Genomic DNA, 26,071 nt, shown 5'->3' on the forward strand with positions numbered 1-26,071 from the left:
AAATTGCGAAACAAGACTGTTATTAGTTGTTTTTACGACGATTTTAGTTACAATGGTAGTAGGAATATAACTGGGTCTGAAGGTGGGGATGGTAAATGAATAGAATATTAATAGTAGAAGACGAGAAGAACTTAGCACGTTTTATAGAACTAGAATTACAGCATGAAGGGTATGAAACGGCAGTTGCCAACGATGGTCGTACAGGTTTAGAACTTGCGATTACCGAAGAGTGGGATGCCATTTTGCTAGATTTAATGTTGCCGCAACTAAACGGTGTAGAAGTTTGTCGTCGTGTACGTCAAGTGAAAGAAACACCAATTATTATGATTACTGCGCGTGATTCCGTGATTGACCGCGTTTCTGGCTTGGATCATGGTGCGGATGATTATATTGTGAAACCATTCGCTATCGAAGAACTATTAGCAAGACTGCGTGCTTTACTTCGTCGTATCGAAACGAGTGAAAATGAAACAAAGCAAACGACACTGGAATATCGCGATATTGTTGTAGAGAAAGAAAGTCGTATCGTGAAACGCGGAGAAGACATTATCGATTTAACAAAGCGTGAATACGAGCTACTCCTAACACTAATGGAGAACATTAATATCGTATTAACCCGTGAAGTGCTTTTGAATAAAGTATGGGGGTACGAGACAGAAGTAGAAACAAATGTTGTCGATGTATACGTAAGGTATTTGCGTAATAAGATTGATAATAAAGATGACGACGAGAGTTACATTCAAACCGTTCGTGGTACTGGGTATGTGATGCGTACATGACAAAACCAAACACATTCTCCCTAAAAAGTAGATCACTCAAATTTAAATGGACATTTGGCGCTAGTGCAGCCATTTTTCTAACATTCTTTTTGTTTTCATTTGCGATTTATCAAGGTATTGGGAGCATGTTACTCAATGAGAAAGATAAAACGGTCACATCTACCGCACTTTCTGCGAGTAATGCTCTATCCAATGCGGGGTTAACAGCAAGCTCAGATAGTCTGACAAAAGAAAACGTGGATGCAGTCGTAAAAAGCAGTTTGACAATCAGAGAACGGATGGAAGATCAAGTACTGGTATTTTACGACAAAAAAGGCAAGCGCATTGAACAATATACAGGAACTCCGTACAATGACAAAGCTTACGCCAAATATGACTACAGCACGTATCTTAGCACAGGGCAAACACAAGTTGGCACACTTTCTAAGCCGACAATAAACGGCCAGCAAATGGTTATCTCGCAAGTTCCAATTTTTAACAGTCAAGATAATGCGAGTGTGATTGGCTATATACAAGTAATCAATCCAATGACATCGTATAACAGCATGATGAGTAAATTGCTAGCGACGATGTTCTTACTTGGCGGTGTCGCTTTATTTATTAGTGGTATGTTAGGGTATCTACTTGCGCAAAACTTTCTAAATCCATTGACGCGAATGGCTAAAACAATGAACGATATCCGTAATAATGGTTTCCAAAAGCGCATTGAAGCAACGACAATTACTAAAGATGAAATTGGCGAATTAACACTTGTTTTTAACGACATGATGGCCCAAATCGAGCGTAGTTTTGAGCAACAGAAACAATTTGTAGAAGACGCCTCACATGAGTTACGGACACCGGTACAAATTATGGAAGGGCATTTAAAACTTCTAAACAGATGGGGCAAAGATGATCCAGAAGTACTTGACGAGTCATTGAATGCGTCGCTAACTGAACTAGAGCGTATGAAGAAATTAGTGCAAGAAATGTTAGACTTATCGCGTGCAGAACAAATATCGCAAACAAAAGAATTGCAAATTGTTTGTGTAAATGACGTTGTTGAGCAAGTCAGACGTAATTTTGAGGTGATGCACGAGGACTTTTTATTTACGCTAAAAGAAGATAGCGAGGACCTGCACGCTATGATTCAGCATAATCACCTAGAACAAATTCTTATTATTGTTGCTGATAACGCGGTGAAGTATTCTGGTGATAGCAAACAAATCGACATGCACATCTATCAAGAAAATGAACAAATTAAAGTTTCTGTAAAAGACTATGGCGTGGGTATTTCAGTGGAGGAAATTGATAAGATATTCAATCGTTTTTATCGTGTAGATAAAGCACGAAGCCGTGAAGTTGGTGGTAATGGTCTTGGGTTGGCGATTGCTAAAGAATTAGTAAGTGGTTATCAAGGTTCCATCCAAGCAAAGAGCGAAGATAATATTGGAACAACTATCACCATCACATTACCGCTCATTGAAAAACAAGCTGATAAATAAAAAAGAACGTTTCGATAATCCGCGCATACAAGATGCGAATCATCGAAACGTCTTTTTTATTTTTTTATTTTGTTCGTGTTCTAATTTCTCGATTTCTTTCTCTTCTTTTTCCATAATCTCAACTTCTGGATGTTTCTTCATATATAGTTTCTTCGTTAGTAATGTTTGTCCGGCTAGGAAAAGCCCGCCGACTGCCCAGTAAAGTGCGAGCGCAGAAGGTGCAGAGAAGGAAACGAATAAAATCATCATTGGTGATATCAAGCCCATGATACGCATCTGTTTCTTTTGTTCAGGTGTATAGCCGATAAGTGATACGAAATATTGAAGTAAATAAACAGCCCCTGCAATAAACGCCAAAATCATATCTGGACTACCCAGACTAAACCATAGGAATGTATGGTGCGCGATATCGGATGAGCCACGAATTGCATAATAAAACGCCATTAGAATCGGCATTTGAATTAAGAGCGGCAAACAACCCATTTGTAGTGGATTGATATTGTATTTCGAATATACAGCTGTCATTTCTTGCTGAATTTTTACTTGTTCTTCTTTAGAAGTTGCTTCTTTTTAAGCGTGCTTGGATTTCGTCGATTTCTGGCTTGGCAACGGCCATTTTTGACTGCATGCCCATTTGTGCTTTTGCAGTGCGTAAATTTAAAGGCATGATAGCCGCGCGGATAATAAGTGTGGTAACGATAATCGCGATTCCATAATTACCACCAAACAGAGAAGCAATCCATTCAATAAATGTAGTGAACGGCTTAATCAGATAGATGTAGAAAAAGCCATCCGTGTTTTGCGAAGGGTCCATGCTACAACCCGCCAGCGCAAAAAATAATGCTGCAATCATAATTAGTAATAATATATTTTTCTTTTTCAATGTCTTATTTCCTCCTAAAATTTCAGTTCGTATTCATATGTTATTAGGAAAAAGACAGAGAAGCTTCGTCATCGGTACTGGAAAAACGTGTTATTGCTTGGACAAGCCATATGATGATAAAGCGCATCGGATAAGCTGCTACAGGCTTCAAGTGAATAACAGGAAGTGGCGTGATGCACAGATGTTTCGTATGCAATACCATTGTTGGCTTCACCATCGCTAAAATTGGCCAGTAACGCAACACAGCCATCGTCATAAAGAAGGTGACATAAAGCGAAATATATTCTGGACCTAAAGCCATCTGGATTAATGACTCAAACACACGCAACCACTCCTTCCTTCATAAAAATAACTACAGCCTTAACTATAATCGAAAAGTAGCGCTTAATCAATACTCAATATCAAATGTTTTGCGTTCTTCGACAGGAGCATCTTTATAAATATAAACTTCGCCGATTCTAGCAGCAGGAGAAGGTCCTTTTTTGACCGCTTCGATGAATTTTTCCAAATCGTCTTCTTCTGCAATCGCTTGAATTTCGACGGAGCCATCTTCCAAGTTTTTTACGTTGCCGTTAATGTTTAATTTATACGCTAAATGTTTCGTTGTGTAACGGAAGCCAACGCCTTGCACCATACCAGTCACACGCATTATTACAGTTTTGCGAGCCATGATTCATCACCTATCCTTTAGTATCGTTATCAATAGTGTACCGTGTTTCCTATTATTTTTCAAAAAATAACATAAACGAAGCAAGATAGAATGAGATTGGGTGCGGCTGTGTTATAATGACTTACATACACGAAGTGAACGAATGTTAGGAGTTTTTTCGATGAATGAATTTCAAGTGATTAAAACAAAAGGTGAATATGAACCTTGGTGGTTTTTTGAGGATTGGCAAAGTGATATTGAGGTGTCGTTTACTTATACAGAGAAAACAGAAGCGATGACAAAGTATTTAGAAATGGCGCGCGAATTAGTAGGGACTTATCCGCACCATGCCGCAAAAAAAACGGTGCTACTTGCCACATGGTCGGAGGATGAAACACAGTATTGTGAGGAATGTGAGGATGACATTCAAACCTTTCACGGGTTAATTCTATTTCAAAATGCGGAAGTTTATGAACCGACGACGGAAGAGAGAGACTTATATTTTTCGTTTTTGGGGCGCGAAGTCGAAGAAAGCACCTGATTTATAGGTGTTTTTTTATGGAAGGGAGGAGAAGAGTGTGACGGAAAATAAGCGGTCACGTAGGAAAGATGAGCATATTACATTGGCGTATCAGCAATATGATGGAGCACAGTCAGCATTTGATGGGATTCGCTTCGTACCACAGGCTTTACCGGATTTTAGACAAGATGAGGTGCAGTTAGAAACGTTTTTTGTAAATCAGCGTTTTATTTTACCATTTTATATTAATGCGATGACAGGCGGTAGCGCGCGGACAAAATATGTGAATCAACAACTGGCAATAGTTGCACGCGAAGTTGGAATAGCCATGGCAGTTGGTTCCCAATCGGCTGCACTGAAAGATATAGGTATGGAAGAGACGTATAGCATCGTTCGAGCGGAAAACCCAGATGGTGTTATTTTCGCTAATATGAGTGCAGACACTTCAGTGTATAACGCTAGAAAAGCTGTAGACATGTTGCAGGCCAATGCTTTACAAATACATATTAATGTGGCGCAGGAACTTGTTATGCGAGAAGGCGATCGTGACTTCTCGAATTGGTTACATGCAATTGAAAAAATCGTTTCACTACAAGAATTTCCGGTTATTGTAAAAGAGGTTGGTTTTGGAATAAGCCGCGAACTTATGCAACAACTACAGGATATCGGTGTTGAAACGATTGATTTAGGCGGACAAGGCGGAACTAATTTTGCCAAGATTGAAAATGATCGCAGGCGTGACGGGGCGTATACATTCTTAGAACAGTGGGGCTTAACGACGGCGGAATCTTTGCTGGACTGTCAAAATACGGCGGTTACTTTGCTAGCTTCTGGTGGAATTAGAACACCACTTGATGTCGTGAAATGCCTAGCCCTTGGCGCAAAATCAGCCGGGATTGCAGGCACCATTTTACATCAATTAAAAACAACTGATGTCGAGACAACCATCCAATTTTTGCGGAGCTGGAAGGAGCAATTACAAAGCATCATGACACTACTAGGTGCTAAAAATATCGCAGCATTAACACGAAAATCGCTTTTAGTGCAAGGGGAACTTCGAGATTTTGCAGAACTGCGCCATGTCGATTTTGCAAGACTCGCTAATCGAGATAACTAAAAAATGAGTGGTTGCCCAATTTTGACGGGAACCACTCATTTTTTTATTTTGCACTCACCGTGTCTTCTAAATGAGCGATTCGCGCTTCTAATTCTTCTTGACTTAACGCGTGTTTTTTCACGTAAAGATTGGCTGGATGTACGCGACATTCGTGAGAACAGCTACGTAAATACTTCTCTTCGTTTTCTTCAGAAGCTAATATTTGCTTATTGCAATATGGATTCGCACAATTGATGTAGCGTTCACATGGTGTACCATCGAAATAATCTTTACCAACAATCGTATGATCCACACGATTAATCGGCACGGCAATACGCTCATCAAATACATACATCATGCCATCCCAAAGGTCGCCTTTTACGGTTTCATCCTTACCGTACGTTGCAATACCGCCGTGTAGTTGAGAAACATCATCAAAACCAGCCGTTTTCAACCAACCGGAGAATTTCTCGCAACGAATACCGCCCGTGCAATACGTTACAATCTTCTTATCTTCAAACATATCACGATTCTCTTCTACCCAGTCAGGAAGATCACGGAATGCTGTAATATCTGGACGAATAGCGCCACGGAAATGACCTAAATCAAACTCATAATCATTTCGTGCATCTAAAATCACTGTGTTTTCATCTTTTAAAGCTTCGCGGAACTCTTCTGGTTCCATATAATTACCAGTTACTTCTAAAGGATTGACGTCATTCTCTAGAGAAAGGGAGACGATTTCTGTGCGTGGACGAACGTGCATTTTTTGGAACGCATGCTTGTCTGCTGCATCAATCTTAAATACCATATCTGCAAAACGTGGATCTGCGTGCATTGCTTTGATATATTTTTCCGTTTCTTCTACTGTTCCTGAAACCGTACCATTAATGCCTTCCTCTGCCACTAAAATCCGCCCTTTAAGACCGATTTCTTTACACATAGCGAGGTGCTCGGTTGCGAATTGTTCAGGATTATCAATCGTTGTGTATTTGTAATATAACAACACTTGATAGCTGTTCATGTTCTAACCACCCTTAATTAAATTTTATTGGAAAAGTGAATTTCCTAGTTTGCGCATTGTCTATGATACTATACATATCGCTACATATGCAAGAAAAATTGAGCAATTTAGCCATAAAAGTAGTTCAATTTATGAAATAATTATTTTGCCGACCATTATTGTATGGTATAATTTAAGAATGAGAAAACAGCATGGGAGTGAAGGGGATTGCAATCAGCAGATGCTACACTAGAAGAAAAAGTAGTGCATGATGTATTTCAAAAAAGAAGGAACAAAACAAAATGGCTTATCTACAAAATTTTGATGATTACTTTAGGTGCCATTTTGATGGGTGTGGGTTTAGAACTTTTTTTAGTAAATAACCGAATTTTAGATGGCGGCATTGTTGGTATTTCTATCATTATTTCCCAACTGACCCCAGCGCCACTCGGTGTGCTAACTTTTGTTTTAAATATTCCCTTTTTCATTATCGGTTATCGCAAAATTGGCAAGCACTTCGCATTGTTTACTCTGTATGGTATCGCAGTCATGTCAGCAGTCACATTAATTTTGCATGATTTTGAACCTGTAACCGACGACTTACTACTGGCAACCGTGTTCGGTGGTGTGACCTTGGGACTAGGTGTGGGCATTGTCATTCGTAACGGCGGAGCGCTTGATGGTACGGAAATTGTCTCGATTATTATTAATGGCAAATCGCCTTTTTCCACAGGACAAATTATTATGGCGATTAATATTGTTATTTTCCTAATTGCAGGACTTGTATTTAATTGGGATCGAGCGATGTACTCGCTTATCACTTATTTCCTGGCATACAAGGTAATCGACATCGTCATTAGCGGCTTAGACGAGTCGAAAAGCGCTTTTATTATTAGTCATCATCATAAAAAAATTGGTAATGAAATTATCGAGCAACTTGGTAAAGGAGTAACATATATCGATGCAACCGGTGGCTATTCAGGCGACATAAAAAAAAGTGATTTTTGTTATTATATCTCGTTTTGAAGAACCTAAGCTTATTTCCATCTTAGATGACATTGATCCCGAAGCCTTCATGCAGTCGGTAATAGTATGTCCGAAGTGCGAGGCGGAAAAATGATGAAAAAGCGAACACCACACCTATAATTGCAAAAAAGACAATTTCCATTACCGGAAATGTCTTTTTTTAATAAGAACATATTTTCGTATTTCATACTAAAGGTGGAGGAATAATCGTCTCGTTTGTGCTATAATAAAACGAGCAAAAAAAGGATAGGGTGGAGACATTGGCAAATCAAACGAAGAAAAAAACCTCGCGTTCAAAAAAGACGACGAGAAAGAAAAAAACAAACAGCAAAATCTTACTCCTTTGAAATAAGCGGCGTTATTATGGCAGGACTAAGTCTCATTGGCATATTTCATCTTGGTTTTATCGGTCGACTAGTCTATGCACTAGGTGAGTTTGTCGCAGGTAATTTGGCAATCGTGTTGCTTGCCGGATTAACTATCTTAGGTGTGTATTTTGTGTTCAAAGGAAAATTTCCACAATTGTTTACAAGGCGGCTTTTAGGCTGTTATTTGATTTTTATTGGTTTGCTTACATTTATAGAAATGTGGTATGTCTCACACGTGATGGCTGATGGCTCCGCTGTTTTTGCAACGATGTGGAAGTTATTAACGCAGAACATTTTGCATCCAAGTCAAATTGACAATGTTGGCGGAGGCATTATCGGTTCGGGCATTGTAGCCATTACATATTTTTTAGTCGACCGAATCGGCACGAATATTTTAGCAACAATCATCGTGCTTTACGGCTTATCGCTACTAACCGGAATCCCATTAAAAACAGCTTTTTCCAAAGTTGGTGCCTTTCTAACACACGCATTCGAGCAACTACAACACTTATTTGAAAAAGGGAAGAACCGCAAGCCAAAAACCCAAAAAAAGCACCTAAACCGAAAAAACAACCAGTCATTGAAGCAGAACCAATCGTAGAAGAAGTGAAAGAGCAGAAAGAATCGGGCTTGCCACCAATCATTTCGAATTTCCAGAAAGCGCAAGAACCCGTGAAGAAAGAAGTAGTAGAACCGAAAGAAGAGGAAGAAGTCGCACCGATAACATTCCAGCAAGAATCATTCGAGAATGAAATCTATCAGTTGCCACCAATCGACCTCCTAACTCCAGCAAAACCAACTGACCAAAGCAAAGAATACGACCAGATCAAAGCGAACGCGCAAAAATTAGAGTCCACATTCGAAAGCTTTGGCGTGAAAGCAAAAATAACGCAAGTACATCTAGGCCCAGCGGTAACGAAATACGAAGTGCAACCATCTGTCGGCGTGAAAGTAAGTAAAATCGTTGGTTTAAGTGATGATATTGCCTTGGCACTCGCCGCTAAAGATATCCGCATTGAAGCGCCAATCCCAGGAAAATCGGCTATCGGGATAGAAGTCGCCAATCAAACGGTCGCTATGGTGGCACTCCGTGAAGTGTTGGAGAACAATCCAAACGACCGACCTGATGAGAAGTTACAAATCGCCTTAGGGCGCGATATTTCTGGTGATGCCATTGTCGCAAACCTAGACAAAATGCCACATATGCTAGTTGCAGGTGCGACGGGTAGTGGTAAGTCTGTATGTATTAACGGTATTATCACAAGTATCCTTTTACGAGCGAAGCCACATGAAGTGAAAATGATGATGATTGATCCCAAAATGGTTGAACTAAATGTGTACAATGGTATTCCACATTTACTAGCCCCCGTCGTAACCAATCCCAAAAAAGCTGCCCAAGCATTACAAAAAGTAGTATCCGAAATGGAGCGACGTTACGATTTATTTTCACATACAGGAACCCGTAATATGGCAGGCTATAACGCACATGTTCGCCAACATAACGAGCAAAATGAAGCGAAGCAAGCAGAACTCCCATTCATCGTTGTCATCGTTGACGAGTTGGCCGACTTGATGATGGTAGCTTCCAATGATGTCGAAGATGCCATTACTCGTTTAGCGCAGATGGCACGTGCCGCTGGAATCCATTTAATTATTGCCACACAACGTCCATCTGTAGACGTTATCACCGGTGTAATCAAAGCCAATATCCCGTCACGAATCGCTTTTGCCGTATCTAGTGCGATTGATTCGCGAACAATCTTGGATATGGGAGGCGCGGAGAAGCTACTCGGCCGTGGTGATATGCTTTTCCTACCAGTTGGAGCAAGCAAACCGGTTCGAATTCAAGGTGCCTTTCTGTCAGATCAAGAAGTAGAGGACATCGTATCTTTCGTTGTTGCGCAACAAAAAGCACAGTATAACGAAGAAATGATTCCCGATGAAGTTCCTGATGTAGCAGACGAAGCAGAAGATGAATTGTATGACGAAGCTGTAGAACTCGTTCGCGAAATGCAAACAGCCTCCGTCTCGATGTTACAACGGAAATTTCGCATCGGCTATAATCGCGCTGCCCGAATCATCGATGAAATGGAACAACGCGGCGTGGTCGGTCCACATGAAGGTAGTAAACCGCGCCGAGTTAACATCACTGATACCCCGGAATAGGCTTAGCGTGGCGACAAATGCTCATTTTGTTGGAACTGTTCGACGTGTAACGAGTTACAGTTCCAATATAAGCGTGAACGAAGTAAAGGATTAGAAAACGGGCATTTGCCCCCACGCTGATGTTCAGAGACACGGACAGGGTTTTCATTTGAAATAAAAATAAGACGCAGGCCAAATTGCAGGTCCTGCGTCTTATTTTTAAAACAATTCATCTATTTGTGTTTTAATTTCTGCGTGATGGTGGTCGTATTTTTTTTTCTGTGCGGGCTAATAATTCATCAAAGAAAGCAGGTAACTTTGCTTCGCTTAATTCTACGCCTTCAGCAGTAATTCCGCCTTTCGTAGCCACGCGCTTGATCAATGAATCGAATGTGTAACCTTGTTCTGCCAATAATTTTGCCGTACCAGCTAATGAATGGCTAATCATTTGGAAAATCTCTGCTTCTGCCAAATCTGATTTACGAACGGCAGCTTGTACGAATTGTTCAAAAATCGCTGCGATAAAGCCCGGAGAAGAACTCGTCAGGTCACTTGCTAAATCGATGTTTTCCTCGGGGACTTCCATAACTGAACTGAACGTTCCTAGCATATCCGAAAGCCAGGTCTGATTTTCGGCTGAAACATTCGCCCCATGGTTCACCAAGCTTGTCCCGATACCAACAGAAGTTGTTAAAGAAGGAATTAATTTACTAAACTGCACTTGATTCGACACGTGAGCCAAATCTGCGACGCTCACACCAGCTGCAATCGAAATCACATGTTTATCCGCTGACAGTGAATCTTTTGCATCCAATAAAACTGGCAAAACACCAAGTGGTAAGACACAAATAAATGTATGCGTAGCTTTCTCAAACACTTCTTGGCTCGTTGCCGCAATTGTCAACTCAGGGAATAAATCATGCATTTCCTGCAATTTGTCATTCGCCGAACGAGCGTATACAATAATGTCTGAAGCTGCCACATCTGAATGCGCCAAAAATTGACGTGTCAATAAATCTGCCATGCTACCATAACCAATAAAACCAATCCTCATCTAAAATCATCTCGTCTCTAATTTAAAATTATGCGTTTCTTACACATAGTCCTATTATGCAAATCTTTTTTTCATCTGGCAAGCGTTATACATTCATAGAAGTGAGAATAGTCCGAATATATTTTGAATATTTATTTTAAGCTTCGATATTTATTTATTTGATTTTCCATGTTATATTAAACGTAGTTATAGTATCCGTTTTCAGGACCAACGCTTAGATACACCAAAAGGGGAACATAATTCATACATAATATCTAAATGTTCGTTTATAGGGTGCTAATAGCTATAATTTTATCTCTTGGGAGGGGTTTTAAGGTGAAAAAGCGTACATTTGCTTTAGCGCTATCTATGATTTTAGCGACAGGTGTTGTACTTAGCGCATGTGGATCATCAGATGACAGTAAGAAGAGTGGTGGAGGCAGTGATAAATTTACTGTGGCCATGGTAACCGATACTGGTGGGGTAGATGACCGTTCATTTAACCAATCAGCATGGGAAGGTTTACAGAAGTTTGGCAAAGCTAACGACCTTGAAAAAGGAACTGACGGATATAATTACCTACAGTCCGCTTCTGAAGCAGATTTTAAAACAAATTTAAACACAGCAGTTCGTAGTGGCTATGACCTTATTTACGGCATTGGCTACAAATTAAAAGATGCGATTGAAGATGTGTCTAAACAAAAACCCAAAAACCATTTCGCATTAGTAGATGACACAATCACGGACCGCGATAACGTTGTAAGCATTGGTTTCAAAGATAACGATGGTTCTTTCTTGGTTGGTGTAGTTGCTGGATTAACGACAAAAACAAATAAAGTTGGGTTTGTTGGCGGCGTTAAAGGTGCAGTAATTGATCGCTTTGAAGCTGGGTTCACAGAAGGTGTAAAAGCAGTTAATCCTAAAGCAGAAGTGAAAGTGCAATACGCGAATGATTTCGCAAAAGCAGATAAAGGACAACAAATCGCAGCTGGTATGTATAATGGCGGCGTAGATATTATTTTCCACGCGGCTGGCGCAACTGGTAATGGTGTGTTCGCGGAAGCTAAGAACTTGAAGAAAAAAGATCCATCACGTGCCGTTTGGGTAATCGGTGTTGACCGTGACCAATGGGACGAAGGTGCTGTCACTGCAAACGACGGCAAAGAATATAACGTAACATTAACATCTGAAATCAAACGCGTAGATATTGCAGTAGATGACTTAGCAACACGTGCAAAAGCTGGGGACTTCCCAGGCGGTGAGAAAATCGAATATGGTCTTGATAAAGATGCAGTAGGTCTTTCTCCAAGCCAAGATAACTTAACACAAGAAGTTCTAAAAAAAGTCGATGAGTACAAACAAAAAATTATCAATGGCGACATTAAAGTTCCAGAAAAACCTTGATGATGTCTTCCGATAAAAGCCGGTTTCTTCCGGCTTTTATTATGATTAATAGCTGAATGATTCATTAGTGATTATTTTTTTCGTTCGGTTTGTAAGCGTTTTTAGTCAACAGACCTGGGATTAATTTCGCACAAATTAGGTCAAAAAGCATATTTTTAAACTATTATCGCTTTTTTTACACTTTTTTTCAAAAAATGAATTGCATTACGACGCATTTCGAAATAGAATAAGGTGATGACTTTTTTATCAAACTACATATTTCAAAAACGCTAGGAGAAAAAGCGACTATTTTACATAGAATTCAGTCTTGTAAAACGGTTTACATCAAAAAAAGCAATGTGTCCATAAAGATGGATAACTAGTTGTATAAAGGGAGTGAGACAGTGGATTATGTTATTGAAATGTTAGGGATCAGAAAGGAATTTTCTGGGTTTGTGGCAAACGATAACATTACCTTGCAGCTAAAGCGTGGCGAAATTCATGCGTTGCTAGGTGAGAATGGTGCTGGAAAGTCAACACTGATGAATGTTTTGTTCGGACTTTATGAGCCTGATGGTGGCGAAATTCGCGTCAACGGTAAAACAGAAGCGATTCATAGCCCTAATAAAGCAAATGATCTCGGAATTGGCATGGTGCATCAACATTTTATGCTCGTTGATAAATTTACCGTTGCTGAAAATATTATTTTAGGAAAAGAACCTAGTAAATTTGGTGTCATCGAGAAAAAACAAGCCCTCGCTGAAATTCAAGCGATTTCGGATCGCTACGGATTGAAAGTAGATCCAAATGCAAAGATAAGCGATATTTCGATTGGTATGCAACAACGTGTTGAGATACTAAAAACCTTGTATCGCGGCGCAGATATTCTTATCTTTGACGAACCTACTGCCGTTTTAACACCGCAAGAAATAAAAGAGCTGATTTCGATTATGCGCACTTTGATTAAAGAAGGTAAATCGATTATCTTGATTACGCATAAACTAAAAGAAATTATGGATGTTTGTGATCGTGTAACGGTTATCCGTCGCGGTAAAGGCATGGGAACTGTAAACGTACCAGAAACGAATCCGCAAGAACTAGCGAATCTTATGGTCGGCCGCGAAGTTGTTTTCACAACAGAAAAAACACCGGCGAATCCTGGCAAAGATGTCCTAGAAGTAAAAGACCTGGTTGTTAAAGAAGCACGTGGTGTGGAAAGCGTTCGTGGACTTAACCTTACTGTCCGTGCTGGAGAAATCGTTGGTATTGCGGGCGTTGATGGTAATGGACAAAGCGAACTTATCCAAGCCATTTCCGGCCTCACAAAAACAACATCTGGCTCGATTCTTCTAAAAGGAGAAAATATTGAGAACAAAAAACCACGTCGCATTACAGAATCTGGCTTGGGTCACATTCCAGAAGATCGCCACAAACATGGCCTTGTACTCGAAATGTCACTTGGGGAGAATATCGCCCTACAAACATATTACAAAAAGCCGATTTCCAGTAAAGGCTTTCTGAATCATAAAGAAATGTATAGCTTTGCACGCAAACTAATAGAAGAATACGACGTGCGTACAAGTAGCGAATACGTAGCGGCAAAAGCATTATCCGGCGGTAATCAACAAAAAGCTATTATTGCTCGCGAAATCAGCCGTGATCCTGATTTTCTAATCGCAGCACAGCCAACACGCGGACTTGATGTCGGAGCTATCGAATTTATTCATAGACGCCTTATCGAGCAACGCGACGAAGGTAAAGCCGTTTTACTAATGTCTTTTGAGCTAGATGAGATTATGAATGTCAGCGATCGCATTGCCGTTATTTACGAAGGTAAAATTGTGGCTATCGTGAAGCCAGAAGAAACAACTGAGCAAGAACTTGGTCTGCTGATGGCGGGTTCAGGAAAAGCGGAAACGGGGGAGAAATCGCATGTCTAAAAAAATACAAGCCCTTGTTATTCCGATTACAGCCGTTATTCTCGGCTTGCTTTTCGGAGCACTCATCATGTTACTCTTTGGCTACAATCCTGTGGACGCTTACATTGCACTTTTCCAAGGGGCGTTTGGAGATTCTTTCTACTTAGGGGAAACAATTCGTCAAGCAACTCCTTATATTTTAGTCGGTTTATCCATCGCTGTTGCCTTTAAAGCCGGTCTTTTCAATATCGGTGCGGAAGGACAATTACTAATGGGCTGGATCGGTGCCGTTTCTGTCGCTCTTTCTTTTGATGGATTAAGCAAATGGATTCACTTACCAATGGCCCTGCTTGCTGGTATCCTCTTTGGTGCCGTATGGGCGTTCATTCCAGGGATTTTAAAAGCAACTCTACGCGTGAACGAAGTAATCGTAACCATTATGCTGAACTATACCGCTCTTTATATTTTCAATTATATCGTTCAAAACATTTTAACAGACCAATTGGACAAAACAAAAGAAATTCCTGCCTCTGCATCACTGCAATCTCCATTTTTGCAAGAGATGACACAATACTCCTCGCTTCACTGGGGGATTTTAATCGCTGTTGGTTGCGCGCTTATTATGTGGCTCGTTATTGACAAGACAACATTCGGTTATGAACTGAAGTCAGTTGGTTTTAACCAAAACGCCTCTAAATATGCTGGTATGAGCGTCGCGAAAACCATCGTGATTTCGATGATTATTGCTGGTGGCTTGGCTGGTTTAGCAGGCGCGATGGAAGGGCTTGGCAACTATGGAACAGCTTACGTCTTGCCAACATCACCAGGTACTGGTTTTGATGGGATTGCCGTTGCACTTCTAGGTGGTAACTCACCAATTGGCATTATCTTCTCCGCGATTTTGTTCGGAGCATTAAAAGTAGGATCGCTCAACATGCCTGCTGTTGCTGGAGTTCCAAATGAGTTAGTAAACGTGGTTATCGCGCTTATTATCTTCTTTGTAGCATCCAGTTACATTATTCGCTGGGCAATGGATAAATTTGCGAAGAAGGGAGCGAAAACAAAATGATTTCAACGTTAGCGATTATTGTTTCTAGTACATTGTTAATGGCTGGACCGCTCATTTTTACGGCGCTCGGCGGCGTTTATTCAGAAAGAGCCGGAGTTGTTAATATCGGACTCGAAGGTATGATGATTATGGGAGCCTTCTCATCCATCGTATTTAACTTAACATTTGCACATGTTTTTGGTGATTGGACGCCTTGGATTGCTCTTTTTGCGGGTATGTTTATTGGCGGGCTATTCTCATTGGTACATGCTGTAGCAACGATTAATTTCCGCGCAGATCACGTGATTAGTGGTGTGGCGATTAACTTTTTAGCATTGGGTATTTCATTATTCCTTGTCAAAGTATTTTATGATAAGGGGCAAACGGATCAAATCAAATATTATTTCGGTAAACCAGATATTCCAGTCCTAAAAAATATTCCAGTAATCGGCGATATTTTCTTCAAAAACGTTCCAGTTATGAGTTATGTCGCGATTTTAGTGGCGATAGCTTCTTGGTTTATTATTTACAAAACGAGATTCGGTCTGCGTCTTCGTTCTGTTGGGGAACATCCTCTAGCGGCGGATACAATGGGAATCAAAGTTCGCTGGATGCGATATCAAGGGGTTATCATCTCTGGTATTCTAGGTGGGCTTGGTGGTGCTGTTTACGCCCAATCATTTACGCTAGACTTCGGTCATGCAACGATTTCAGGACAAGGGTACATGGCACTTGCCGCGATGATTTTTGGTAAATGGAACCCGCTTGGCGCAATGGGTGCTGCAATCTTCTTCGGATTTGCGCAGTGTTTGAGCATTATCAGTGGTCAATTACCATTCTTCAGCGGTATCCCAGATGTTTACCTACAAATAGCGCCTTACGTTCTAACCATCTTAGCACTTGTTGGACTTATCGGTAAATCCGAAGCTCCAAAAGCAGATGGTATCAACTATATTAAAGGAAAATAAGGCGAAAACATTCGAGGTTTGGATAAAACTCAAGATAAAGCGAAATCATCTATCCCGTTACTTTGGGTAGGATGGAAAATTTCGCTTTACACAAATCGAGCGCTTGTCGCCGATTTACTTGGGTTATGTCCCGAACTCGGATGTTTTTCTTTGTGTAGATATGCAGGTATACGGTACAATATACAGAGCTTAGGAAAATAAGGAGGGATTTTTTTATGACGACTCAAAAACAGGAATACAAAGAACAAATCGGTGCGGTTCAACTCACACTTATTCCTTCTGATAAATACAAATCCAATAAAATTGTTTTTAAAATTCAGAGCGCCACTTGATCGGGCGACATCTACAAAGCGGGCCTTGCTTGCGGCATTACTTGAAACAAATACGAAGAAATATCCAACACAAACAGCTTTTCGCAAAGAGTTAGCGAGTCTTTACGGTGCGAATTTCTATACTTCCGTGGATAAAAAGGGCGATGAGCATGTGCTTACTGCTGTATTAGACATGGTGGATGGTCAGTTCGTTCCTGATGGTGACGGTTTATTAGGACAAGCCTTTACATTATTACAAGAAATTCTTTTCCAACCAAATGTGACAGACGGAGCTTTTCATGAAGCAACGGTAGCGCGTGAGAAAGAAAATTTAGCACAACGACTAGAAAGTGTCTACGATGACAAAATCCGCTATGCTAATAAACGCTTGACGGAAATCATGTTTGCTAATGAGAATTTCAAATACGGAGCCGCTGGTGTTTTAGAAGACATTCCTGCTATTACAGGCGCGGAGTTGTTTGCGTATTACCAACAGCTTTTAGCAGAAGACACGATTGACTTGTTTATTTGTGGCGATGTGGCGAAAGAAGAAGTTATCCCACACGTAAAAGCTTTACCATTTATCGACCGCGCGTATCGTCCGATTGAAGCGCCTGAACTGGTTCATCCAAAAGAAGTCAATACAGTAAAAGAAAACCAACCAATTAATCAAGGAAAACTAGTACTTGGCTACCGCACAAACATTTTGTTCGGCGATGACGCTTACGTTCCATTACAATTAGCAAACGGTTTGTTAGGTGGATTCTCCAACTCTAAAATTTTTATCAACGTCCGCGAAAAAGCGAGTCTTGCTTATTATGCACACAGTAGGTTGGACTCATTCCAAGGTTTCATGCTCATTTCTGCAGGAATCGATGAGAAAAACTACGAGCAGGCGTTAGCCATTATCAAAGAACAAGTAACGGCGATGCAAGCTGGTGATTTCACTGAGGAAGAACTTGCGCAAACAAAAGCAATGCTAACCAATCAATTACTAGAAGCAAACGACCAAGCGCAGGGTCTAATCGAGTTGGCGTACAATAACACATTGAAACAAGCGAATCTCGACTTACCGAACTGGTTAAAACGCATTTCCGAAGTAACGAAAGAAGAAGTTGTGAAGGCAGCGGCATCCTTTGAACTTGACACCATTTATTTCTTAAGCAAAGGAGCGGATTCACATGCATAAACAAAGCTTTGATCAATTAAAAGAAGCCGTTTACCACGAAACACTAGATAACGGTTTGCAAGTATATGTCTTACCGAAACATGGATTCAGTAAAACATTTGCGATTTTCACAACGAATTATGGTTCGATTGACAACGAATTCGTACCACTTGGTCAAGATACCTTTACACGTGTTCCAGACGGCATCGCGCATTTCCTAGAGCACAAATTATTTGAAAAAGAAGATGGCGATGTCTTTTTCAAATTTGGCGAAAAAGGAGCTTTTACAAATGCCTTCACGTCATTCACTCGTACCGCTTATTTGTTTTCTAGCACATCAAATGTCGAAGAAAACCTAGAAACTTTAGTGGACTTCGTACAAGAACCATATTTTACAGAAGAAACTGTCGAAAAAGAAAAAGGTATTATTGGTCAAGAAATCCAAATGTATGATGACGATGCTGATTTTCGCGTCTATTTCGGTGCAATTGAAAACATGTACCACCATCATCCGGTAAAAATCGACATTGCTGGTACTATCGAATCTATCGCCGATATTAATAAGGACTTGCTATATCTTTGCTACAACACGTTCTATCATCCAAGTAATATGATTTTATTTATCGTTGGTAACGTAGATCCAGAACGAGCGATTGACCAAGTCCGTGCCAATCAGGCCAAGAAGACTTTCGCGCCTGCAAAAGCTATCGAACGACATTTCCCAGACGAACCAAAATCCGTTGCCGTTCCTAAAAAGACATTGAAGTTCCCCGTCCAAATCGCTAAAAACCTAGTTGCGATTAAAGAAGATATCGGTTTGCTACGCGGCAAAGAAGCCGTACAACACGAAATGACAGGCGATATTATGTTAGAACTACTTTTTGGTACAACATCTGCGGCTTATTTAGATTTATACGACCAAGGTATTATTGACGATACGTTCGGTTTTGATTATAGTTTACAAGACAGCTTCTCTTTCGTACTCATCGGTGGTGATGCGAAAGATCCTGATTTACAAGAATCAAAAATCAAAGAAACATTGGAAAATGCGATTCAAACTGGTTTTAACGAAGCCGATTTAGAACTGATTAAACGCAAGAAAATGGGGCAGTTCTTGCGCTCGTTGAATTCCCCTGAATTTATTGCGAATCAATTTTCACAGTATATTTTTGAAGAAGCGTCACTGTTTGATATTTTGCCTATGATTGAAGCTATTACCGTTGCTGATGTCGAGAACTTTTTGAAACGCATTTATTTAGAAGACCGAGTAACAACGTTCCAAATCATTCCGGAATAAAATCTTGGTAAATTTTCAACAAAATAAATGGCAATTATGGTTAAGTCATGCTATGATGAAAGAAATGGATAGAAGGAGTTTGCCGTCTTGATGCAAGATACGAAATACGCGCTAATTACTGGAGCGAGTGGAGATATAGGAAAAGAAATCGCGTTATCGCTTGCGAAACAAGGTTATCACCTATATTTACATTATTATCGTAACGATGCCGCCATAAAGTTACTTCAAGAAGCGTTACGACATTTCGATGTGGACATTATCCCTATTCAAGCTGATTTTACTAATTCTGAAGCTATTGCAACATTGCAAGAATCTATTTTTCAAGTAGATGTTTTTGTACATGCGGCAGGTACTAGTTATTATGGCTTGTTTCAAGATATGCCTGAACTAGAAATGAAGCATTTATGGGATATCCATATGCATGTTCCAATGCAACTATTGCAGGTTTTGCTTCCAAAGTTGCAAAGGAGCACGGCTGGACGAATTATTTTTATTAGTTCCATCTGGGGAGAAGTTGGGGCAGCGATGGAAGTGGCTTATTCGGCTGTAAAGGGAGCGCAGATTGCTTTTTGTAAAGCTTTGGCGCAAGAAATAGCCTTATCAGGTACAACCGTCAATGTAGTATCTCCTGGAATGGTAGATACAAAGATGAATCAGCTATTTAGTAAAGAAGAGAAGTCCGCACTGTTAACCGAAATTCCACTGAATCGTTTTGCAAAGTCGGAAGAAGTTGGGAAAGCTGTTGCTTTTTTGGTGAGCGATGGCGCGCGTTACATGACAGGACAGACACTGCGACTAAACGGCGGCTGGTTTATGAGGTAAGAAAAGATTTTATAATGGTAGGTGTTTAAAATTGACCGAACTAGGTGAGAAACTCAAACAAGCAAGGCATGCAAAAGGACTGAGCCTTGACGATCTACAACAAATAACAAAAATTCAAAAACGCTACCTTGTCGCAATTGAAGAAGGTAACTACGCAGTAATGCCAGGAAAATTTTATGCGCGCGCTTTTATTAAGCAATATGCAGAAGCAGTTGATTTAAACAGCGAAGAACTTTTCCAAGAATTTGAGAACGAGGTACCCGCAACAAGCCAAGAAGCGACGGTGAACGAACAGATTACCCGAGCGCAGCAACGCCGTGCACCACTTGCGGCAAGCCAGCCAAGCAATGATAATCCGCATAAAGCACACTCTGTTTTTGGGCTTATGCCTAAGATTTTGATTGGACTCTTTATTGTTATTATCGGTTTCGTTATTTGGTATTTCGCAATTTACAGTGCTGGTGGATCTGGCAACGAAGTAAAAACAACAACAGACAGCGACCAAACAGTGAAAGTAGATGATTCAACAAAAGGAAGCTCCGACACGAAAGACAAAGATACAACAACGAAAAAAGATACGACAAAAAAAGACACAACAACAGAATACAAAAAAAAAGAGGAACCTAAAGAAAAATGGAAATCAAAACTGAAACATCTGGTAGTGCTTCGACATATACTGTCTCCAATGCTGATAAATTAGCATTAACATTTGTCGTATCAGGTGGGGAAAGTTGGATTCAAGTAACCAATGCAAGCGGTTCTAGTCTTTTCGGCGGACTAATTGCTGACGGTGAAACCAAAACCATCGATTTAGCAGGCAGTAAGTCGGCGAAAGTAACAATCGGAAATGCAACGCCTGTGACTTTCAAAATCAATGATCAAGTTGCTGATTTAGCAAAAGATGCGATAACACAGAAATTAACGATTAATCTTACAGATTCAACAAGTACAGATACTGGAACTTCTTCTAGTAGCGCACAATAAGTAAGGATTTTACAGCGTGGTGATGAATGTACCTAATCGATAGGCATTCGTTGTCACGCTGCATTACATACTTTTTTAGAAATGGGGATAAATAAATGAATTTGCCTAATAAAATAACGGTTGCTCGGATTATTTTGATTCCGATTTTCGTAATTCTTTGTGTGGCGCCACTTGGTCTTGGCACGGTAACATGGCTTGATTCTACAATACCAGTATCGAATGTTATTGCTGCAGTGATTTTCATTGTAGCCGCTTTAACAGACTGGTTTGATGGACATTTAGCACGGAAGCATAATTTGATTACCAACTTCGGTAAATTTGCCGATCCATTAGCAGATAAATTACTCGTAGCGGCCGCTTTTATCGTTCTGGTAGAGCAGCATATCGCACCTTCTTGGGTAGTTATCATTATCATCAGCCGTGAGTTCGCTGTAACAGGATTGCGCTTACTACTTGTCGAAGGTGGCGAAGTCATGGCGGCAGGTCAGCTTGGCAAAATTAAAACATTCACCCAAATGATTGCTATCCCGTTGATGTTACTACATAACTGGCCCTTTGAATGGAGCGGGATTCGTATCGATTTGATTTTCCTTTATGTATGTGCTTTCTTCACTGTTTGGTCAGGTTGGGATTATTTCTACAAGAACCGAAATATTTTTAAAGGATCAATGTAACTTTCATTATGCGCACCGCTAATTTAGCAGTGCGTTTTTTATTTGCTTAGACTCAACTATTCGTAATTTGGAGGAAGAAGTTGTAGTATAGAGAAGTGAAAGGACGTGTTGTCAATGCGTAGTGCAGAAATTATTGCAGTAGGAACAGAACTATTATTAGGGCAAATTGTGAATTCAAATGCCGCATTTCTATCGAAAGAACTCGCAGAATGTGGTGTCTACGTTTATTATCATACAGTCGTCGGCGATAATCCAGAACGCTTGCAGCAAATTATTGAAATCGCTGAGAGCAGAAGTGATATCTTGATTTTTACAGGTGGCCTTGGACCAACGGAAGACGACATTACGAAACAAATTCTAGCGAAGTATTTATCGAAAGAAATTGTATATGACGACATACATTTACAGAAAATCGAAGCTTATTTTGCCACAAGAAATGACACTATGTCTGAAAACAATAAGAGACAAGCAGAAATCATCGAAGGTTCCACTGTTTTGATGAATGATTTCGGTTTCGCGGCGGGAATGGTATTTCAACAAAAAGCGCATACATATATGCTTTTGCCGGGTCCACCTTCTGAAATGCAACCAATGTTCGTGCAATATGCCAAACCTGTATTATTACGCCAAAATGATGCTGAAAATTTAATTTTAGAGTCGAAAGTTCTGCGCTTTTTCGGTATTGGGGAATCCAAGCTAGCTGATGATTTAAAAGACTTAATTGCCACACAAACAAATCCAACAATCGCAACCTACGCTGGAGAAAATGAAGTAACTATCCGAATGACGGCCTCCGCCAATTCCCGCGAGGAAGCATTACGATTAATCGCGGAGACAGAGGAAGAAATAATCAAGCGTGATGGTGCTTATATATACGGCACAGGAGAGGTTACACTGGTCGATTTGGTGATTCAACAGCTAATGGATGCCGACATGACGATTTCTGCAGCAGAGAGCCTTACAGCAGGTCTCTTCCAGGCGGAACTAGCGGGTACGACAGGTGTTTCAAAAATTTTCAAAGGTGGCGTCGTGACATATAGCAATGAAATGAAGCAAACACTGTTACACGTATCTTCCGAAACGATTGAAAATAAAGGAGTTGTCAGTCAAGCATGTGCTATGGAAATGGCCGACAATGTCCGTAGCATTTGCCATACAGATATCGGCATTAGTTTTACTGGAGTAGCTGGCCCAGAATCACTAGAAGGCCATCCGGTAGGAACTGTTTGGATTGGACTTAGCATCGTTGGAAAACCGACGCTTGCCTATCGTTATGTCTTCCAACGCGACCGTAATTACAACCGGCGCCGAGCTGTGAAAGAAGGTTTTGCGCTCATTAAAGCATTTTTGGATGAAAAAACAAATAAAACCTCTAAATAAGGGGTTGAAATACGCTGTTTTATTCCTAAAAAAAGATTAGACGAATCCTTCTAAACCCGCTATAATAAAGGCATCAAGACAAAATGATAGTTAGGCATGTCGGACGTCCAATTTTCATGCGAAATAGCTGTTTTTAAAAAACGCGAACAAATATTCGCTTTTTGCTTGTATATCTCTAAAAAATAAGGTATAGTATCTATAGGCAATAAAAACAGCAGGAAAACAGAGTGCTGTTTTTATAGAAAATAGATAGTATAGATAAAGACTAGGAGGCAATAATGTGAGTGATCGTCAAGCGGCCTTAGATAGATCAGGCTTTAAAACAAATTGAGAAACAATTCGGTAAAGGTTCCATTATGAAATTAGGAGAGCAATCAGACCATAACATTTCCACAATTTCTAGTGGCTCTCTAGCATTAGATATCGCACTTGGAGTAGGAGGATACCCACGAGGCCGTATTATCGAAGTCTACGGCCCAGAGAGTTCAGGTAAAACAACAGTTGCCTTACACGCTATTGCAGAAGTCCAAGCGCAAGGCGGAACAGCAGCATTTATTGATGCTGAGCATGCATTGGATCCAGCATATGCGAAGAATTTAGGTGTTAATATCGATGAATTGTTGTTATCACAGCCAGACACGGGAGAGCAAGCATTAGAGATTGCAGAGGCACTTGTACGAAGTGGTGCTGTTGACATCCTAGTTATTGACTCTGTTGCGGCATTAGTTCCACGTGCGGAAATCGAAGGCGAAATGGGTGATTCCCATGTCGGTTTGCAAGCGCGTCTTATGTCACAAGCATTGCGTAAACTATCAGGAGCGATTAATAAATCGAAGACAATCGCGATTTTCATTAACCAAATTCGTGAGAAAGTCGGCGTTATGTTTGGAAATCCTGAAGTAACACCAGGTGGACGTGCCCTTAAATTCTACTCTACTGTTCGTTTAGAAGTACGGCGTGCAGAGCAATTGAAACAAGGGACAGACGTTATCGGTAACAAGACGAAGATTAAAGTCGTGAAGAACAAAGTAGCGCCACCATTCCGCGTTGCTGAAGTTGACGTGATGTATGGTCAAGGTATTTCACGTGAAGGTGAGCTTGTTGATATGGCATCAGAAATCGATGTTATCAATAAGAGTGGTTCATGGTACTCTTATAATGGAGAACGCATTGGTCAAGGCCGTGAGAACGCGAAGCAATACTTGAAAGAGCATCCGGAAATCCGTGATGAAATCTCGCAACGTGTGCGTCAAGAGTACGAAATTGATGTGAAACCTAACATGCAAGAAGATACAGCACCAGAAGAATTTAACTTGCTAGACGAAGAATAAGATGAACCAGCCAAGGCTTGCATGCCTTGGCTGGTTTTCTAGTCATTTTTAGAACATTTTTTGATTCCGTTTACATCTTTTCGCTTTCCTTGACATTAGCGTCATAGAACTATAGAATTAAGTTGTATATTTTACATGTCAAAATGAAAAATACACGCTGTCAGGAATTGTTTTCTTGACAACCGACATAACCATTAAAAAGAATTGAATAGCAAAGGAGGTGTAAGGATGAACATCGTACTCATAATCATCTCCAGCTTGCTTTTCTTAATCGTCGGTCTAGTTGTTGGTTCTCTAATCTATAAATCAAGCTCCCAGCGAAAATTGGCAGCAGCCAGAGGTACAGCGGAATTAATCATGGAAGATGCAAAGAAAGAAGCAGAAACCTTGAAGAAAGAGGCGTTACTTGAAGGCAAAGAGGAGAATCATAAGTTACGTACTGAAATCGAAAATGAACTTCGTGGGCGAAGAGGGGAACTACAAAAATCAGAAAATCGCTTATTGCAAAGGGAGGAAAACCTCGACAGAAAAGATACTTCTTTAAGTAAAAGGGAAGCAACTCTTGAAAGAAAAGAGGAGAGTATCAGTAAACGTCAACAACATATTGAAGAAAAGGAAAGCAAAGTTGAAGAGATGATCGAGAAACAACAAGGTGAGCTAGAAAGAATATCTGCCCTTACGAAAGATGAGGCGAAGAACGTTATCTTAAACCAAGTGGAAGAAGAGCTAACACACGACACAGCTGTTATGGTGAAAGATTACGAAACACGTGCGAAAGAAGAGGCGGACAAGAAAGCGAAGAACATTCTTTCACTAGCAATCCAGCGTTCTGCTGCAGATCATGTTGCTGAGACAACAGTCAGCGTTGTGAACTTACCGAATGATGAGATGAAAGGGCGGATTATTGGTCGTGAAGGTCGTAATATCCGTACTCTTGAAACGCTTACAGGTATTGATTTAATTATTGATGATACGCCAGAAGCGGTTATTCTTTCCGGATTTGATCCCGTTCGTCGCGAAATCGCGCGCATTGCTTTGGAGAAACTCGTGCAAGATGGACGAATTCACCCCGCACGCATTGAAGAAATGGTGGACAAAGCTCGTAAAGAAGTCGATGAACATATTCGTGAAGTCGGAGAACAGGCGACATTTGAAGTTGGTATTCACTCCATCCATCCAGATTTAATCAAGATTTTGGGACGCTTACGCTACCGTACAAGTTATGGTCAGAACGTCTTAAATCACTCCCTTGAAGTTGCGAAACTTGCAGGAATTCTAGCGAGTGAACTTGGTGAAGATGTGACAATGGCAAAACGGGCTGGACTTCTTCATGATATTGGGAAGGCCATTGATCATGAAATTGAAGGTAGCCACGTTGAAATTGGTGTCGAATTAGCGACAAAATACAAAGAAAATGATATTGTCATTAATAGTATCGCTTCTCACCACGGTGACACAGAAGCAACCTCTGTTATTGCTGTATTAGTAGCAGCCGCAGACGCATTATCAGCTGCTAGGCCAGGCGCTCGTAGTGAAACATTGGAGAACTACATTCGCCGTCTTGAGAAATTAGAAGAGATTTCCGAGTCTTATGAAGGTGTTGAGAAATCTTACGCCATTCAAGCTGGACGTGAGGTACGTATCATCGTAGAACCTGATTCTATTGATGATTTGGCGTCGTACCGCCTAGCACGAGACATTAGAAAACGGATTGAAGAAGAATTAGAATACCCTGGTCACATCAAGGTGACCGTTATACGTGAAACTCGCGCAGTCGAATACGCGAAGTAATCACTAGGA

General features: G+C 40.5%; 18 protein-coding genes and 5 pseudogenes. 18 read left to right on the forward strand and 5 right to left on the reverse strand.

The window, feature by feature from the left end; all coding sequences use genetic code 11:
- The first annotated feature begins 95 nt into the window (after nt 1-95).
- Nucleotides 96-779: a response regulator transcription factor gene (locus tag PRIP_RS02915; protein WP_036099362.1), complete on the forward strand. Its 684-nt coding sequence runs from the start codon at nt 96-98 to the stop codon at nt 777-779.
- Complete coding sequence (locus PRIP_RS02920) at nt 776-2,263, forward strand: HAMP domain-containing sensor histidine kinase (RefSeq protein WP_036099364.1); 1,488 nt, start codon at nt 776-778, stop codon at nt 2,261-2,263. Before PRIP_RS02915 ends, PRIP_RS02920 begins: the two co-directional genes overlap by 4 nt.
- 39 nt (nt 2,264-2,302) lie before the next feature.
- Here the strand turns inward: PRIP_RS02920 and yidC are convergent.
- The 3 genes and pseudogenes from yidC to PRIP_RS02935 all read right to left on the reverse strand — a co-directional run bounded on the left by yidC (nt 2,303) and on the right by PRIP_RS02935 (nt 3,816).
- Nucleotides 2,303-3,146, reverse strand: a pseudogene (gene yidC, locus PRIP_RS02925) (membrane protein insertase YidC).
- Between the two features lie 43 nt (nt 3,147-3,189).
- Complete coding sequence (locus PRIP_RS02930) at nt 3,190-3,468, reverse strand: hypothetical protein (RefSeq protein WP_052008691.1); 279 nt, start codon at nt 3,466-3,468, stop codon at nt 3,190-3,192.
- 66 nt (nt 3,469-3,534) lie between these two features.
- On the reverse strand, nt 3,535-3,816 hold the full coding sequence (locus PRIP_RS02935) for an acylphosphatase (protein ID WP_036099365.1): 282 nt from the start codon (nt 3,814-3,816) through the stop codon (nt 3,535-3,537).
- A gap of 160 nt (nt 3,817-3,976) precedes the next feature.
- Here PRIP_RS02935 and PRIP_RS02940 point away from each other — a divergent pair, with 160 nt between their 5' ends.
- Together PRIP_RS02940 and fni are read left to right on the forward strand one after the other, a co-directional pair.
- Complete coding sequence (locus PRIP_RS02940; RefSeq protein ID WP_052008692.1) at nt 3,977-4,336, forward strand: DUF1033 family protein; 360 nt, start codon at nt 3,977-3,979, stop codon at nt 4,334-4,336.
- Between the two features lie 37 nt (nt 4,337-4,373).
- On the forward strand, nt 4,374-5,432 hold the full coding sequence (gene fni / locus PRIP_RS02945; RefSeq protein ID WP_036099367.1) for a type 2 isopentenyl-diphosphate Delta-isomerase: 1,059 nt from the start codon (nt 4,374-4,376) through the stop codon (nt 5,430-5,432).
- 43 nt (nt 5,433-5,475) lie between these two features.
- Here the strand turns inward: fni and trhO are convergent, their stop codons facing one another.
- A complete protein-coding gene (gene trhO / locus PRIP_RS02950) occupies nt 5,476-6,435 on the reverse strand; it encodes an oxygen-dependent tRNA uridine(34) hydroxylase TrhO (protein ID WP_036099368.1) in 960 nt (319 codons plus the stop codon).
- A 207-nt stretch (nt 6,436-6,642) separates the two neighbouring features.
- On the opposite strand from trhO, the pseudogene PRIP_RS02955 reads away from it, so the two are divergent.
- A pseudogene (locus tag PRIP_RS02955) lies at nt 6,643-7,560 on the forward strand (YitT family protein).
- 140 nt (nt 7,561-7,700) lie between these two features.
- Nucleotides 7,701-9,974 (forward strand): annotated as a pseudogene (locus PRIP_RS02960) (DNA translocase FtsK).
- Nucleotides 9,975-10,197: 223 nt separating this feature from the next.
- Here PRIP_RS02960 and proG read toward each other — a convergent pair.
- Nucleotides 10,198-11,007 carry a pyrroline-5-carboxylate reductase ProG gene (gene proG, locus PRIP_RS02965; RefSeq protein ID WP_036099370.1) on the reverse strand — a complete coding sequence of 270 codons (810 nt, stop codon included), beginning with the start codon at nt 11,005-11,007 and terminating at the stop codon, nt 10,198-10,200.
- 315 nt (nt 11,008-11,322) lie between these two features.
- On the opposite strand from proG, the gene PRIP_RS02970 reads away from it, so the two are divergent.
- From PRIP_RS02970 to rny, 12 genes and pseudogenes are all read left to right on the forward strand, one after another.
- Nucleotides 11,323-12,390 carry a BMP family lipoprotein gene (locus PRIP_RS02970; protein WP_036099371.1) on the forward strand — a complete coding sequence of 356 codons (1,068 nt, stop codon included), beginning with the start codon at nt 11,323-11,325 and terminating at the stop codon, nt 12,388-12,390.
- Nucleotides 12,391-12,773: 383 nt separating this feature from the next.
- A complete protein-coding gene (locus PRIP_RS02975) occupies nt 12,774-14,309 on the forward strand; it encodes an ABC transporter ATP-binding protein (RefSeq protein ID WP_036099483.1) in 1,536 nt (511 codons plus the stop codon).
- Nucleotides 14,302-15,357, forward strand: a complete 1,056-nt coding sequence (locus PRIP_RS02980; RefSeq protein WP_036099372.1) for an ABC transporter permease — start codon at nt 14,302-14,304, stop codon at nt 15,355-15,357. The genes PRIP_RS02975 and PRIP_RS02980 overlap by 8 nt, the downstream gene beginning before the upstream one ends.
- Nucleotides 15,354-16,304, forward strand: coding sequence for an ABC transporter permease (locus PRIP_RS02985; protein ID WP_036099374.1), 951 nt, complete (start codon nt 15,354-15,356; stop codon nt 16,302-16,304). Before PRIP_RS02980 ends, PRIP_RS02985 begins: the two co-directional genes overlap by 4 nt.
- A 215-nt stretch (nt 16,305-16,519) precedes the next feature.
- Nucleotides 16,520-17,804: pseudogene (gene yfmF / locus PRIP_RS02990) on the forward strand (EF-P 5-aminopentanol modification-associated protein YfmF).
- Nucleotides 17,797-19,080 (forward strand): EF-P 5-aminopentanol modification-associated protein YfmH, encoded by a 1,284-nt coding sequence (gene yfmH / locus PRIP_RS02995; protein WP_036099375.1) that lies wholly within the window; start codon nt 17,797-17,799, stop codon nt 19,078-19,080. Before yfmF ends, yfmH begins: the two are co-directional and overlap by 8 nt.
- Nucleotides 19,081-19,167: 87 nt before the next feature.
- Complete coding sequence (gene ymfI, locus PRIP_RS03000) at nt 19,168-19,902, forward strand: elongation factor P 5-aminopentanone reductase (RefSeq protein ID WP_036099377.1); 735 nt, start codon at nt 19,168-19,170, stop codon at nt 19,900-19,902.
- Between the two features lie 31 nt (nt 19,903-19,933).
- A pseudogene (locus PRIP_RS03005) lies at nt 19,934-20,886 on the forward strand (helix-turn-helix domain-containing protein).
- Nucleotides 20,887-20,981: 95 nt separating this feature from the next.
- Nucleotides 20,982-21,560 (forward strand): CDP-diacylglycerol--glycerol-3-phosphate 3-phosphatidyltransferase, encoded by a 579-nt coding sequence (gene pgsA / locus PRIP_RS03010; protein ID WP_036099379.1) that lies wholly within the window; start codon nt 20,982-20,984, stop codon nt 21,558-21,560.
- A 114-nt stretch (nt 21,561-21,674) separates the two neighbouring features.
- Nucleotides 21,675-22,940: a competence/damage-inducible protein A gene (locus PRIP_RS03015; RefSeq protein WP_036099381.1), complete on the forward strand. Its 1,266-nt coding sequence runs from the start codon at nt 21,675-21,677 to the stop codon at nt 22,938-22,940.
- 305 nt (nt 22,941-23,245) lie between these two features.
- Nucleotides 23,246-24,271, forward strand: coding sequence for a recombinase RecA (gene recA, locus PRIP_RS03020; RefSeq protein ID WP_149023742.1), 1,026 nt, complete (start codon nt 23,246-23,248; stop codon nt 24,269-24,271).
- A gap of 228 nt (nt 24,272-24,499) precedes the next feature.
- Nucleotides 24,500-26,062: a ribonuclease Y gene (gene rny / locus PRIP_RS03025; RefSeq protein WP_036099383.1), complete on the forward strand. Its 1,563-nt coding sequence runs from the start codon at nt 24,500-24,502 to the stop codon at nt 26,060-26,062.
- Nucleotides 26,063-26,071 lie beyond the last annotated feature (9 nt).

This window comes from Paenilisteria riparia FSL S10-1204, assembly GCF_000525995.1.
Taxonomy (GTDB): domain Bacteria; phylum Bacillota; class Bacilli; order Lactobacillales; family Listeriaceae; genus Listeria_A; species Listeria_A riparia.

Coding starts and splice junctions, on each gene's coding strand:
- proG (WP_036099370.1), bottom strand. CDS start 11,007: ATGAGGATTGGTTTTATTGGTTATGGTAGCATGGCAGATTTATTGACA.
- PRIP_RS02985 (WP_036099374.1), top strand. CDS start 15,354: ATGATTTCAACGTTAGCGATTATTGTTTCTAGTACATTGTTAATGGCT.
- PRIP_RS02920 (WP_036099364.1), top strand. CDS start 776: ATGACAAAACCAAACACATTCTCCCTAAAAAGTAGATCACTCAAATTT.
- rny (WP_036099383.1), top strand. CDS start 24,500: ATGAACATCGTACTCATAATCATCTCCAGCTTGCTTTTCTTAATCGTC.
- PRIP_RS02935 (WP_036099365.1), bottom strand. CDS start 3,816: ATGGCTCGCAAAACTGTAATAATGCGTGTGACTGGTATGGTGCAAGGC.
- pgsA (WP_036099379.1), top strand. CDS start 20,982: ATGAATTTGCCTAATAAAATAACGGTTGCTCGGATTATTTTGATTCCG.
- PRIP_RS02980 (WP_036099372.1), top strand. CDS start 14,302: ATGTCTAAAAAAATACAAGCCCTTGTTATTCCGATTACAGCCGTTATT.
- PRIP_RS02915 (WP_036099362.1), top strand. CDS start 96: ATGAATAGAATATTAATAGTAGAAGACGAGAAGAACTTAGCACGTTTT.
- PRIP_RS03015 (WP_036099381.1), top strand. CDS start 21,675: ATGCGTAGTGCAGAAATTATTGCAGTAGGAACAGAACTATTATTAGGG.
- trhO (WP_036099368.1), bottom strand. CDS start 6,435: ATGAACAGCTATCAAGTGTTGTTATATTACAAATACACAACGATTGAT.
- yfmH (WP_036099375.1), top strand. CDS start 17,797: ATGCATAAACAAAGCTTTGATCAATTAAAAGAAGCCGTTTACCACGAA.
- PRIP_RS02940 (WP_052008692.1), top strand. CDS start 3,977: ATGAATGAATTTCAAGTGATTAAAACAAAAGGTGAATATGAACCTTGG.